This is a genomic window from Ramlibacter sp. (genome assembly GCF_050250995.1).
GTDB lineage: Bacteria > Pseudomonadota > Gammaproteobacteria > Burkholderiales > Burkholderiaceae_C > Ramlibacter.
In genome coordinates, this window is sequence record NZ_JBFWNP010000004.1 from 1 (window position 1) to 12,966 (window position 12,966).

Below are 12,966 nucleotides of genomic sequence, written 5' to 3' on the forward strand. Positions count from 1 at the left end.
CGGTGTGGCAGTGGCCCTATTCGGCGTTCGGGGACAACAAGCCGACAGGCATCCTGGCCGCGACGCCGAATCCGCAGGTGGCGCTGACGAATCGGCCGCTGCTGCTGAAGACGACGAGTCCGAGGCAAATTCTTGACCTTGCGTTTCCAGGACAAATCAGAGACGACGAGAGCGGACTCAAATACAACGGGAATCGTTACTACTGGGACGCTGTCGGCAGGTATCCGCAGGCGGACAGACTTGGCCTTCGCGGTGGCTTGAATGTCTTTGTGTACGGCAACAATGACCCGTTCTCCAACACGGACCCGGACGGGAATTTGCCGCAAGGCGTCGTCGACTTTTCGGCAGGCCTGGGCGATGTCCTTCTCTTCGGGCAAGGAGGGCGCTTACGGGAATGGTTCGATGTCGACGGCGGGGTTGATCCATGTTCCGGCGAATACGGGGCGGGTGAGTGGGCAGGCGTCGCAGCAGGCTTTGTATCTGGCCTTGCCGGTGGTGCACGTATGGCCAGTGGCAAGGCGGCGGGTCTGGAATACTCGCACTGGATTCCACGGAGAATGCTCCCGGAAAGCATGCGCTCATCCCGGACGATCTGGAATGGCAACTACGTTCCTCCGGCGCGTCACTATTATCATGATCCCTACCGCTACCCGAAAGGCTGGCGAGATTTCGGACCCAAATGGAATCCTGTCCGGCAACAGTTCGATCGGCTCCCCACTGCATTTAAGGGGGGCGCTGCGGGTGCTGGCTACGGTGCAGTTTCGGCAAGCAGCTGCACTTGTGGGAAATAGACGCGATGCTCGAGTCCTTGTTCACTCTTTTCAAGCGCACAAGGCTGTTGAATTATGAGCAGCGGTGCCTCGATGGCTGGCGTGCCACGCTCTCCGAGTCTGCCAAGCGCGTCCTCGATTTGCAACTATCCGCGATGCGAAGGGTTCAGAGGCAAGCGGGAGGCGCGAAGCTTTGCTTTTATCCCGGTGGCGCCAAAGTCCCGGAATTTCGACCCAGCGCTCCCGATCTCATGGTCTCAGTGGTTACCCTTCAGGATTCGAACGGGGCGGTCGCCAAGATGATGCGCGCACGCGTTTACGTGCATCGGGGCCATTTCTTTTCAATCGAGTTTCCAAAACGTCCCGATCGATTCGCTGAGCAACATCAGATCGATCTCGACAGCCTCACTGTGGCCAGCGTCGAAACCTGCGTCGAACTGAGTGTTTCGAATCCGATGGAGTCCAGTTGATCGGAGGGCAGTTATCCCCGGCACATGCGGTGGTTCCACCAGATTGATCTTGGACTCACTTGGCAGGCCCGGCTCAACTCTCCGCCAACCCCGCCACCGCCTGCCCCACCACCTCCCGCCCCTGCGCCAGGATGCGCTCCTTCCACGCCGGTGTGTCGGTGAAGAACGCGGACATCACCTGCTCGCGCACCTGCCGCGCCTGCTCCGGCGTCGCTTCGGGGTGCTGACGATGCCACTGCTCCGCACGCAGCGCCTGTAGCGCTTCCATCGGCGGCACGGTGCCGTATTCGAGCGCGATGCCGGTGTATTCAGCCTGCGGGCACTCGTCGTGGATCGCGGTCCACATCATGCCGGTGAGCTTCGCCGACGAGGACGAGCCGTCGTAGATCGACGTGACGGGCGTCTTGCCTTCCCCGCCCCACCACTTCCGCACGCGCGCGAGGAGCGTCGGGTCGTCGCGCCCCGCGTGGATGCGCTCGCCAACGCCGCTCGGTCCGAGCCCCGTGTGGATGTCGATCCACGCGATGTGCGCCGCGCGGCGGCCATGCGCACGCAAGACCTCGCGCAGCGTCATGTTGCTCCACGTCGGCGACGTGCCGCCGTAGAACAGGCCGTCGGCATACTCGTGCTGACCGCCGCTGATCGCGGCCTGGTAGGCCGGCATGCCGTTCGCGCCGATCCAGGCGGCGATCGCCTGTCCGTTCTCGAGCGGCGGCGGCCAGGTCGCCGGAACCATCAGCGGATGCAGGTCGCGATAGACCTTGTTGACCGGCAAAGGCTGCCCGAAATCGTGGAAGTTGCGATTCAGGTCGACGTTCTCGTGCGTCGTGCGACGCACGTGCGAGAAACCATAGGGGTTCAGGCCATGGATGTAGAGAACCGCGACTCGGGCCGCCTGCGCGCTCGCGCGCCACCCGGGATCGCGCAACAGGTCGACCTGGATGCCGCTGCCGCAATAGCCCTCGACGCCGTGGCAGCCGCTGGAGACGATCAGCAGCCGCTGCGCATCTGGAGCGCCATCGCGTGCGAGGTCCATGGCGAGCTCCTCGCCTTCAACGCCGACTTCGGGGTGGCGAATCGACTCGACAGCAAGCCCCGCCGCATGCGCCGCCTCCAGGAATTTTCGCCGCGCCTCGGCATACGACGCCGAGAACGGATCGCCGTCGCCCGCGTTCATTTCGGCGCCCGGGCCAGCCACGCCTCGGCCAGCCGCACCCAATAGGTCGCCCCCAGCGGAATGAGGTCGTCGTTGAAGTCGTAGCTCGGGTTGTGCAGCATGCACGGCCCGCCACCGTGCCCCATCTCGCGGTGCGCGCCGTCGCCGTTGGCGATGAAGCAGTACGCCCCCGGCTTGGCCTGCAGCATGAAGGAAAAATCCTCCGCGCCCATCGTGGGCTCCTGCACGTCGACGTTCTCCTCGCCGACGATGGACACCATGACTTCACGCGCGAACTCGGCCTCCGCCGCGGAGTTGATCGTGGGCGGATAGTTGCGCGAGAACTCGAAGTCGCAGGTCGCCTCGTGCGCCGCGCACACGTGCTCGGCCACCTGCTTCATGCGCCGCTCGATCATGTCCTGCACCTGCGTGCTGAACGTGCGCACCGTGCCCTGCAGCTCGCAGCCGTCGGGCACGACGTTCGTCGCTTCGCCGGCATGGATCATCGTCACCGAGATCACCGCCGCGTCGATCGGCTTCTTGTTGCGGCTCACGATGGTCTGGAAGGCCTGGACCATTTCGCAGGCGATCGGCACGGGGTCGATGCCGTTGTGCGGCAGCGCGGCGTGGCTGCCGCGCCCGTGGATCTTCACCCTGAATTCGGCCGTCGAGGCCATCACCGGCCCCGGGCTCACCGCGAACCGGCCGACGGCGCTGCCGGGCCAGTTGTGCATGCCGAAGACGGCTTCCATCGGGAATTTCTCGAAGAGGCCGTCCGCGATCATTTCGCGCGCGCCGCCGCCGCCTTCCTCGGCCGGCTGGAAGATGAGGTACACCGTGCCGTCGAAGTTGCGGTTCTTCGCGAAATGCTGCGCGGCGGCAAGCAGCATGGCGGTGTGGCCATCGTGGCCGCAGGCGTGCATCTTTCCCGTGTGCTTGCTGGCGTGCGCGAAGGTGTTGAACTCCTGCATCGGCAGCGCGTCGATGTCGGCGCGCAGGCCCACCGCGCGCGTGCCGGTGCCGTTCTTCACGATGCCCACGACGCCGGTCTTGCCCAGGCCCCGGTGGATGGGGATGCCCCATTCGGTGAGCTTCGCGGCCACGAGGTCGGCCGTGCGAACCTCCTCGAAACACAACTCGGGGTGGGCGTGAATGTCGCGCCGCACGGCGACGATGGAGGCGGCCTGGGTGACGATCGAATCGAGCAACTTCATGAAATGAAGTCTAGCCCCGTGGTGGAGTCGACGCCACCGGGGACAACGCGAGGAAAGCACATGCGCGACAATCGTCCGATGCAGTCCCCCGACACGAACGCCCGCGCACTCGAGCTCGCGCGGGCGCTGGTGCGCTTCAACACCGTCAGCGAGAACAGCAATCTCGCGCTCATCCACTTCATTCGCGACGAACTGGCGAAGCTCGGCGTCGCCTCACGGCTGACCTACAACGCCGACAAGACCAAAGCGAACCTTTTCGCGACACTGGGGGAAGGCAAGCCTGCCGGGGTGATCCTGTCCGGGCACACCGACACCGTGCCGTGGGACGGGCAGGACTGGTCGGTCGATCCGCTGTCGGCCACCGTGAAAGACGGCCGGCTGTACGGCCGGGGCTCGGCGGACATGAAGAGCTTCATCGCGACGGCCCTCGCGCATGCGCCGCTCTTCCTCGACAGCAAGGCGCCTTTCGCCTTCCACTTCGCTTTCAGCTACGACGAGGAAGTGGGCTGCTTCGGCGTGCGCGAGCTCATCGCCGACATGCGCGACGCAGGCATCCGGCCGCTCGCCTGCATCATCGGCGAGCCCACCTCCATGATCCCGGCCATCGCGCACAAGGGCGTGTACCGCTACCGTTGCTGCGTGCGCGGCAAGGAGGCGCATTCCTCGCTCACGCCGCAGTCGGTGAACGCGATCGAGATGGCCGCGCGCGTCGTCGGCAAGCTGCGCGACATGGCGGAGGGCTTCGAGCGCGACGAGCCGCGCTACGAGGGCTTCGACGTGCCGTTCTCCACCTCGAGCGTGGGCCAGTTCCACGGCGGCATCGCCGACAACGTGGTGCCGCGCGACGCCGAGTTCCGCTACGAATTCCGCGACTTGCCGACGGCCGACGCGGGCGCGATGCAGGCCGAGATCGTGGCGTTCGCCCGGTCGCTCGAGCCGAAGATGCAGCGCGTGGCGCCCGAATCCGGTTTCAGCTTCGACACGATCTGCGAGATCCCCAGCTTCCTCGGCGCCGAGGACGACGCGGTGACGCGGCTCGCGAAGCGCCTCGCGGGCGAGACGCGCGTGACCCAGGTCGCGTTCGGGACCGAGGCCGGGCTGTTCAAGGGCGCGGGCATCCCCACGGTGGTGTGCGGACCGGGCAGCATCGTGCAGGCGCACCAGCCCGACGAGTACGTGTCGCTCGAGCAGCTGGCGCGCTGCGCCGCGTTCATGCGCGGCCTGGCCGTCGTGGATGAGCTCGCCTGAAGGCAGCATCGCCGCTGGCACGCTAGGATGACGGTGTCGGGCGCATCGCGCCGGAAATCCACCGGACAACTCATGCAGGACATGCACGCCGCCGGCGCCCTTGCGGGCGCGACCGCGCCCTCCTCCGCGCAATCCGTCGAGGTGCGAGGCGCCTGTCCGCACGACTGTCCCGACACCTGCGCGTTCGTCACCACGGTGAAGGACGGCGTGGCGATCAAGGTGCAGGGCAACCCCGGGCACGCGCACACGGCCGGCGTGCTGTGTACCAAGGTGTCGCGCTACACCGAGCGCACCTATCACCCCGAGAGGCTCCTGAAGCCGCTGCGCCGTGTCGGCCCCAAGGGTGCGGGACGCTTCGAGCCCGTGGCCTGGGACGAGGCGCTCGACGACATCGCGTCGCGCCTGAAAGCCATCGCCGGGCGCGACCCCCAGGCCATCCTTCCCTACAGCTACGCCGGCACGATGGGGCTGGTCCAGGGCGAGGGCATGGCGGCGCGCTTCTTCCACCGCCTCGGCGCATCGCTGCTCGACCGCACGATCTGCTCTGCGGCCGGCGGCGAGGCGATGATCCACACTTACGGGCTCAAGGGCGGCATGAAGGTGGAGTTCTTCGCCGAGTCGCGCCTCATCCTGATCTGGGGCAGCAATTCGATCGCGAGCAACCTGCACTTCTGGCGGCTCGCGCAGGAGGCGAAGCGCAAGGGCGCGAAGCTGGTCTGCATCGACCCGCGCCGCACCGAAACCGCCGAGAAGTGCCACGAGCACGTGCAACTCCTGCCGGGCACCGATGCGGCGCTGGCGTTTGCGATGATGCACGAGCTGATCGTGAACGACTGGCTCGACCACGCCTACCTGCGCGATCACACGCTCGGCTGGGAGGCGCTGCGCGAGCGCGCCCTGCGCTGGTCGCCCGAACGCGCCGCCGCGGTGTGCGGCATTGGGGCACAGCAGATTCGCGACCTGGCGCGCGCGTACGGCACCACGAAGCCCGCTGCGATTCGCCTCAACTACGGCATGCAGCGCGTGCGCGGCGGCGGCAACGCGGCGCGCGCCATCGCCTGCCTGCCCGCGCTGGTGGGCGCATGGCGCGACCGCGCGGGTGGCCTGCTGCTGTCGAGTTCGGGGCAGTTTCCCGTCGACCGGGCCGCGCTGCAACGGCCCGACCTGTTGCGCGGCCGCATGCCCCGCACGATCAACATGAGCACCATCGGCGACGATCTCCTGCGTCCCGCCTCCGCCGCCTTCGGCCCGCGCATCGAGGCACTCGTCGTCTACAACAGCAACCCCGTCGCGGTGGCGCCCGAGTCCGCGCGCGTGGTCGCCGGCTTTGCGCGCGAGGATCTCTTCACGGTGGTCATCGAGCAGTTCCAGACCGACACCGCCGACTACGCCGACTACGTGCTGCCCGCCACCACGCAACTGGAGCACTGGGACATCCAGGTCGCATACGGCCATACCGACGTGCTGCTCAATCGACCGGCCATCGCGCCGGTCGGGGAAGCGAAGCCGAACGCGCAGGTGTTTCGCGAACTCGCGCGCCGGATGGGATTCGACGAGCCCTGTTTCGCCGACGACGACGAGGCGCTGTGCCGCGTGGCCTACGGCGACAAGGTCGACTATGGTGAGCTTCTCGAACGCGGGTTCGCGAGCCTGAAGATCCCGGACGCGCCCTTCGCGCGGGGCGGCTTCGCCACGCCTTCGGGCAAATGCGAGTTCTTCAGCGAACGTCTGGCGCGGCAGGGCCACGACGGCCTGCCCGACCACGTGCCGAACCACGAGGCCCTCGGCGCGTCGCCCGATTACCCGCTCGCGATGATCTCGCCGCCCGCGCGCAATTTCCTCAACTCGACCTTCGTGAACGTGCGCAGCCTGCGCGACATCGAGGGCGAGCCCCTGCTCGAGATGCATCCGGCCGATGCCGCCGCGCGCGGAATCGCGAGCGGCGCCGTCGTGCGCGTGTTCAACGACCGGGGCGAATACGTGTGCCGCGCCGAGGTGTCGCCGCGCGCGCGGCCCGGCGTCGTGAATGGCCTGGGCGTGTGGTGGCGCAAGCTCGGCCTGCAGGGCACCAACGTCAACCAGCTCACCAGCCAGCGGCTCACGGATCTCGGACGCGGACCCGTGTTCTACGACTGCCTGGTGGACGTGCGTCCGGCGTGAGCGGGAGACGCTGGATCGTGGGACTCGCAGCGACGATGCTGGCCGCGGTGGCGGCCACGGCGTGCCTCTCGGGGTGCGCGAACCTGGGCTACTACTGGCAATCGGCCACGGGCCACCTCAAGCTGATGAGCGACGCGAGGCCCGTGCGCGAATGGCTGGAGGACGCGGGCGCCGACGAGCGCGTGAAGGCGAAGCTCGTGCTGTCACAGCGCATCCGCGAGTTCGCGGTGACCGAGCTCAAGCTGCCCGACAACCCGAGCTATCGCCGCTACGTGGACCTGCATCGCAGCGCCGTGGTGTGGAACGTCGTGGCCGCGCCCGCCTACTCGCTGACGCTCAAGACCTGGTGCTTCCCCGTGACGGGCTGCGTCGGCTACCGTGGCTACTTCGACGAGGCCGAGGCGCAGAAGGAAGCCGCCGCGCAGCGTGCGCTCGGCTACGAGTCGAGCGTGTACCCGGTGCCCGCGTATTCCACGCTCGGCTGGATGAACTGGGCCGGCGGCGACCCGCTGCTCTCCACCTTCATCCACTACCCGGAAGGCGAACTCGCGCGGCTGCTCTTTCACGAGCTCGCGCATCAGGTCGTCTACACGCGCGACGACACCATGTTCAACGAGTCGTTCGCCGTGGCCGTCGAGCGCATCGGCGGGGCGCGCTGGCTCGCACGGCAGTCCACCGAGAAGACGACGGCCGAATATGCCGAGTTCGACCGGCGCCGCCGCGACTTCCGCGCCTTCATGCAGGCGACGCGCGAGAAGCTGAAGACGCTCTACGACACGCCCGGCATGGCGCCCGAAGCGCGCGAGGCCGGCAAGCGGAAGATCATGGCCGACTTCCGCGACGCGTACGCGCGCATGAAGGCGGGCTGGGGCGGCGACCCCGCGCGCTATCGCGGCTACGACCAGGCCGTGGCCCGCGCGAACAATGCAACCTTCGGCGCGCAGGCCGCGTACGACGAACTCGTGCCGGGCTTCGAAGCCCTGTTTCGCGCCTCGGGCTCGGACTTCGCCCGGTTTTATGATGCGGCGAAGGAACTCGCGAAGCTGACCAAAGCCGAGCGCCACAAGAAACTCAAGGAGCTGGCCGATGCCTGACATCCACATCACGCGCGAGCACGCGCTCGGCCTGCCCGGCGCGCGCAAGCTGGCCTTCCAGTGGGCCGAGGCCGCGGAGAAGAAGCTCGACATGGCGTGCAGCTACGAGGAGGGGCGCACGGCGGACGTCGTGACCTTCACGCGTTCCGGCGTCAACGGCGAACTGCACGTGACCAAGGACCGCTTCGAGCTGAATGCGCGCCTGGGCTTTCTGCTCGGCGTGTTCAAGGAACGCATCGAGGGCGAGATCGTGAAGAACCTCGACCTCCTGCTCGCGCAGGAAGACCCGCACTCGGCGTTCGAGAAAGGGCTGGCCGAACGCACCGAGGGAAAGAAGAAGCCGGCGGCGAAGAAGGCAGCGGCAGCGCCCGCGAAGAAAGTCGCCGCCAAAAAGGCGAAGTAGCCGCCCCCCGCCGACGAGCGTCAGCCGAGCGACTTGATCAAGTCGATGTACTGCTGCATCGCAGCGTCGTTGCCCGTGCCCTTGAGGCCGTTCCACGCGTCCCATTTCGCGCGGCCCACCATGTCGCCGAAGCCCGGCTTCTTCTCGGTGTTGTCGCCGACGGTGGCCTGCTTGTACAGGCCGTAGATCTTGAGGAGCGTGGCGTTGTCGGGCCGCTCGCTCAGCTTCTTTGAGTCGGCGACTGCGGCTTCGAATTCGGCTTTGAGGTCGGCCATGCGGACTCCTGGTTGATTTCGAGGTATCTTAAACGTCTGAAGGAGCGCCCATGGTCACACGCACCGTCGTCCGGCAGATGGCCGGGGAAGCCACCCGGCAAGCCAACCGGGCCGCGCGCGGCGTCCTCGGCCTCGCCGGCGAACGCATGTCGAAGGTCGACACGGCCTGGCTGCGCATGGATTCGCTGTCCAACCTGATGATGATCGTCGGCGTGTGGACGCTGAAGCCGCGCGTTTCGTACGAGGACCTCTGCCGCCGCGTCGAGGAGCGCTTGCTGAAGTACCCCCGCTTCCGCCAGCGCGTGCATGAGGACGCCGCGGGCGCGAGCTGGGTCGACCAGCCCGTGGACCTCTCCCGTCACATCGTTCGCGAGACGCTGAAGCGCAGGCGCGGCGTCTCCGCGCAGCAGGCGCTGCAGGACCGCGTGGGCGAGCTGGCCATGCAGCCGCTCGACCGCAAGCGCCCGCTGTGGCAGCTGCATCTGGTCGAGGACTACGAGGGCGGCAGCGCGCTCGTCGTGCGCATCCACCACTGCATCGCCGACGGCATCGCGCTGATCTCGGTCACGATGTCCCTCGTGGATGGCGGTGCCGCGCCGCCGGAGCGCCAGCGGCGGGTGCGGCCCGAAGGCGCGGAGGACTGGATCGCGCGGACGCTGATCGAGCCTCTTACCGAAATTTCCGTTCGCGCGCTCGACTTCGCGGGCGACGGCGCGGCGAAGTCCCTGGGGATGCTGCGCGAGCCGCAGAAAGGGATGAGCGGCTCGATGGATCTCGCGAAGCTTGCGTACCAGGTCGTGAGCGACGCCGCGGCGCTGGCCCTGATGCCGGACGATTCGCCGACGCGGCTGAAGGGCAAGCCCGGCACGCGCAAGCGCGTCGCGTGGTGCGATCCCTTGCCGCTCGACGAAGTGCGCGCGGTCGGCAAGGCGCTGAATTGTTCGATCAACGACGTGCTGCTCAGCTGCGTCGCGGGGGCGCTCGGCGAGTACCTGCGCGGCCAGGGCGACGACGTCGCAGGGCAGGAGATCCGCGCGATGATCCCGGTGAACCTGCGTCCGCTCGACCAGGCGTACAAGCTGGGCAACCGCTTCGGCCTCGTGCCGCTCGTGCTGCCCATCGGCATGGACAACCCCATCGAGCGCGTCTACGAAGTGCGCAGGCGCATGAACGCGCTCAAGGGCAGCACGCAGCCGCTGCTCGCCTTCGGCCTGCTGGCCGTGGCGGGTCTGCTGATCAAGCCCGCGCAGGACGCGATGCTGAGCCTGTTCGGCAAGAAGACCACGGCCGTCATGACCAACGTGCCCGGGCCGCGCGAGAAGCTGAAGCTCCTGGGCTCGACCCTCGAGCAGAGCATGTTCTGGGTGCCGCAGTCGGGCGACATCGGGCTGGGCGTGTCGATCCTCAGCTACGGCGGCGGCGTGCAGTTCGGCGTGATCACGGACACGCAACTGTGCCCGCATCCCCAGAAGATCATCGACGCCTTCGAGCCGGAATTCGCCAAGCTGTCGCTCGTGACGCTGATGCTGCCCTGGGGCGAAGCCGGCGCCTGAGCGCCTGTCGGGCGCGGAGGGCTTACTCCTCGGCCTGCTCGACCTTCTCCCGCATCGAGGCGTGCTCGGCGACGTAGTCCCGGCCGAGCGACTCCTTCTGCGCCTCGGTCAGCACTTCGCCCGCCTGCTGGAAGAACTTGCCTTCCTCCTCCTTCAGGTGGTGCTCGATCTTGTCGAGCAGCTTGTGGATGCAATCCGTCCACTCGCGCGAGTGCGGGTCCATCTTCTCGAGCGACTCCACCATCTCGTCCATCTCGTGATGCTCCGCGATGGCATGGCGCGAGGCATCGACCGTGTCGTCGTGCTCGAACAGCGGCACGTAGAAGCAGCGCTCCTCGGCCGTCTCGTGCGCCTGCAGCTCGAGCTTGAGCTCCTCGAAGATGCGGGCGCGCTCGGTGTCGTTGCCCAGGCTGTCGCGCAGTTGCGCGGACAGCGAGCGCTGCGTGTCGTGGCTCGCGATGAGCGCCTTGAAGATGTTCATGAGGCAGGATTGTTGGGGCGCGACGGCGCTGACTCTGTAGGTCTTGAACTGATCCGCCTGAACGTCATCCCCGCGTTCGCGGGCATGACGTCGTTCAGTTCTCCAGCTCGCTTTTCGCCAGCTCCACGTCGAGCCGCTGCACGGCGTCGAGCGGCTGCATCGCCGCGGCCTGCTCGTAGAGCCTCGTCGCCTCTTTCATGCGCATCTCGCCTTCGAGCATGACGAGCCCGTTCGCGTACTCCACCAGCGTGATCGCGGAAGCGGGATTGAGCGCCAGCGCCTCGTCATAAAGCCGCAGGCCCGTTTCCTTCTTCGCGCCGTAGGTCATGCCCCCGATGAGCATGCCGACCTTGTCGATCACCTCCGCGTGGAAGGCGGCCAGCGCCACGCGTGCATCCGCATGGCGGGGTTGCAGCTGCATCGTCCGCTCGAGCGCATCTTTTACTCTCGTGCCCAGACCCTGTGCGAGCGCCTTCGCGACGCTGATGCCCTGGCTGTAGCGGCCGAGGGCGTAGGCCTGCCAGTACCACGCGTTGGCGCACTCCGGACGCTCGGCGGCCTGAGACTCGGCGCGCATCGCGGCTTCGAGGAACAGGTCGAGCCGGATCTTCTCCTTCTTTTCCAGATAGTTCGCGTAGATGCAGGTCGCCTTGTTCGCGACCGTGATGCCGTCGCCACCCGCGGCCAGGCCCGCCTCGACGGCCTTCTGGAATTCGCCGCTGTGAAAGAGCGCCCAGGCGTCGACCACGGCGGCGTCGGCCGGCAGCGGCTCCGCGTCGCCCGCGTGCAGTCGCGCCCAATGCCTGCGCACGGCGGCCGCGTCGAACGCATATTCGCCCGCATGCGGACAGGCGATCCACTTGCCCATGCCGAGCCCGTCTCCTTTGGTTTGCGCGTCCCTTCAGCTCTCGCCGGCCGGACTGCCGCTGTAGGCGCCCACCAGCTTCAGCAAATGCATCCGCTGGCCCTGTTCCAGATAGGGTACCAGCAGATGCAGCACGTGGTGGGCTCCGCGCAGCAGGGCGAGCTGCGCGCTGTCGGGCTCGAGCGCGTGGCGGGGGTCGCGCACGTACTCGAAGCTCAGCCAGTAGGTGAGCACGACCACCATGCTCGCGGCGGTCGCCTCGACCTCGCGCGAGTCGATCTGCACGGCGCCCGTGCGGCTCATGCCGTCGAGCAGCGCGCGGATGGCGCGCATCTTGTCCTTGAGCACCCGCTGGAAGCTCGTTTCGAGCCGCCGGTTCTTCGAGAGCAGGTCGTTCAGGTCGCGGTAGAGGAAGCGGTACTGCCAGATCAGCTCGAAGAGCGTGTGCATGAAGAACCAGGCGTCCTCGACGTCGCGCACCCCGTCGCTCGCGTTCAGCAGTTCGCCGAGGGCCTTGTCGTAGCGGTCGAAGAGCGAGTTGATCAACTCGTCCTTCGCCGGATAGTGGTAGTAGAGATTGCCCGGGCTGATGTTCAGCTCGGCGGAGATGAGCGTGGTGGACACGTTCGGCTCGCCGAAGCGGTTGAACAGGTCGAGCGTCACCTCGAGGATGCGCTCGGCGGTGCGGCGGGGCGCCTTTTTCGTCATCTTGCTGCGGTGCAGCAGGGCGGCAGGCGGCGGTCAGGCCGACTTGCGCGCGGGCGCGGCGCGCTTGCGCGCCGGCTTCGCCGCCTTCACCGCCGGGCCGCGCGAGCGCGTGGCGCGGGCCGATGCCTTGCCCGCGGCGCGCTCCAGCGCCTCGATCCGGGCGACCAGCGCTTCGAGGTCGGCGGACGCGGGCACGCCCAGGCTCTTGAGCGCACGGCCCACGCGCTCCTCGAAGATGCCTTCGAGCTTGTCCCATTGGCCCGACGCGCGGGAGGAGAGTTCGGTGGCCATGCCCGTCATGCGGGCCGTGGCCTCGCCGATCTTCTCCTCGGCGGCCGATTGCGTCTTGCGCTGCAGCGACATGCCTTCCTTCACCAGCGCCTCGAACACCTTGCCGCCTTCTTCCTGCGCCTTGGCGAAGGCGCCGAGCCCGGCCAGCCAGATCTGCGAGGCGGAGTCCTTGATCGTTCCCGCCAGGGGCGTGCCGCCCCGATCGCCCGAAGATCCGTCCGAGCCGCCCGGTTTCAATTTCTTGACCATGGTGTGTCTCTCTCCTGTGGTGGTTCGCC

Annotated in this window: 14 protein-coding genes; 7 read left to right on the top strand and 7 right to left on the bottom strand. The window is 67.4% G+C overall.

All coding sequences use genetic code 11. From position 1 onward, the window contains the following. The coding region (locus AB7E83_RS05365) for an RHS repeat-associated core domain-containing protein (RefSeq protein WP_428566177.1) at positions 1 to 791 on the top strand (791 nt) is incomplete at its 5' end. 5 nt (positions 792 to 796) lie between these two features. Beyond that, positions 797 to 1,240 (top strand): hypothetical protein, encoded by a 444-nt coding sequence (locus tag AB7E83_RS05370; RefSeq protein ID WP_428566180.1) that lies wholly within the window; start codon positions 797 to 799, stop codon positions 1,238 to 1,240. Between the two features lie 73 nt (positions 1,241 to 1,313). Here the strand turns inward: AB7E83_RS05370 and AB7E83_RS05375 are convergent, their stop codons facing one another. Beyond that, positions 1,314 to 2,417: a M14 family metallopeptidase gene (locus AB7E83_RS05375; protein WP_428566183.1), complete on the bottom strand. Its 1,104-nt coding sequence runs from the start codon at positions 2,415 to 2,417 to the stop codon at positions 1,314 to 1,316. Then, positions 2,414 to 3,610, bottom strand: coding sequence for a M20 aminoacylase family protein (locus AB7E83_RS05380; protein ID WP_428566186.1), 1,197 nt, complete (start codon positions 3,608 to 3,610; stop codon positions 2,414 to 2,416). Before AB7E83_RS05380 ends, AB7E83_RS05375 begins: the two co-directional genes overlap by 4 nt. A 60-nt stretch (positions 3,611 to 3,670) precedes the next feature. On the opposite strand from AB7E83_RS05380, the gene argE reads away from it, so the two are divergent. The 4 genes from argE to AB7E83_RS05400 all read left to right on the top strand — a co-directional run bounded on the left by argE (position 3,671) and on the right by AB7E83_RS05400 (position 8,515). Continuing rightward, positions 3,671 to 4,858 carry an acetylornithine deacetylase gene (gene argE / locus AB7E83_RS05385; RefSeq protein WP_428566188.1) on the top strand — a complete coding sequence of 396 codons (1,188 nt, stop codon included), beginning with the start codon at positions 3,671 to 3,673 and terminating at the stop codon, positions 4,856 to 4,858. An 81-nt stretch (positions 4,859 to 4,939) separates the two neighbouring features. Then, positions 4,940 to 7,018 (top strand): molybdopterin-containing oxidoreductase family protein, encoded by a 2,079-nt coding sequence (locus tag AB7E83_RS05390; RefSeq protein WP_428566686.1) that lies wholly within the window; start codon positions 4,940 to 4,942, stop codon positions 7,016 to 7,018. A gap of 35 nt (positions 7,019 to 7,053) precedes the next feature. Further along, a complete protein-coding gene (locus tag AB7E83_RS05395) occupies positions 7,054 to 8,112 on the top strand; it encodes an aminopeptidase (protein ID WP_428566688.1) in 1,059 nt (352 codons plus the stop codon). After that, entirely contained in the window at positions 8,105 to 8,515 is a 411-nt protein-coding gene (locus tag AB7E83_RS05400) for a polyhydroxyalkanoic acid system family protein (protein ID WP_428566191.1), read from the top strand. Before AB7E83_RS05395 ends, AB7E83_RS05400 begins: the two co-directional genes overlap by 8 nt. A gap of 20 nt (positions 8,516 to 8,535) precedes the next feature. On the opposite strand, the gene AB7E83_RS05405 is transcribed toward AB7E83_RS05400, so the two are convergent. Next, positions 8,536 to 8,790, bottom strand: coding sequence for an acyl-CoA-binding protein (locus tag AB7E83_RS05405; protein ID WP_428566194.1), 255 nt, complete (start codon positions 8,788 to 8,790; stop codon positions 8,536 to 8,538). Between the two features lie 50 nt (positions 8,791 to 8,840). On the opposite strand from AB7E83_RS05405, the gene AB7E83_RS05410 reads away from it, so the two are divergent. Beyond that, entirely contained in the window at positions 8,841 to 10,343 is a 1,503-nt protein-coding gene (locus AB7E83_RS05410; protein WP_428566197.1) for a wax ester/triacylglycerol synthase family O-acyltransferase, read from the top strand. Positions 10,344 to 10,365: 22 nt separating this feature from the next. Here the strand turns inward: AB7E83_RS05410 and AB7E83_RS05415 are convergent, their stop codons facing one another. The 4 genes from AB7E83_RS05415 to AB7E83_RS05430 form a co-directional block, all read right to left on the bottom strand. Continuing rightward, positions 10,366 to 10,824, bottom strand: a complete 459-nt coding sequence (locus AB7E83_RS05415) for a hemerythrin domain-containing protein (RefSeq protein WP_428566200.1) — start codon at positions 10,822 to 10,824, stop codon at positions 10,366 to 10,368. Between the two features lie 94 nt (positions 10,825 to 10,918). After that, positions 10,919 to 11,692 (bottom strand): hypothetical protein, encoded by a 774-nt coding sequence (locus AB7E83_RS05420; protein WP_428566202.1) that lies wholly within the window; start codon positions 11,690 to 11,692, stop codon positions 10,919 to 10,921. 33 nt (positions 11,693 to 11,725) lie between these two features. Continuing rightward, positions 11,726 to 12,397 carry a TetR/AcrR family transcriptional regulator gene (locus AB7E83_RS05425; protein WP_428566204.1) on the bottom strand — a complete coding sequence of 224 codons (672 nt, stop codon included), beginning with the start codon at positions 12,395 to 12,397 and terminating at the stop codon, positions 11,726 to 11,728. A 33-nt stretch (positions 12,398 to 12,430) separates the two neighbouring features. After that, positions 12,431 to 12,937: a phasin family protein gene (locus AB7E83_RS05430; protein ID WP_428566207.1), complete on the bottom strand. Its 507-nt coding sequence runs from the start codon at positions 12,935 to 12,937 to the stop codon at positions 12,431 to 12,433. Between the last annotated feature and the right edge of the window lie 29 nt (positions 12,938 to 12,966).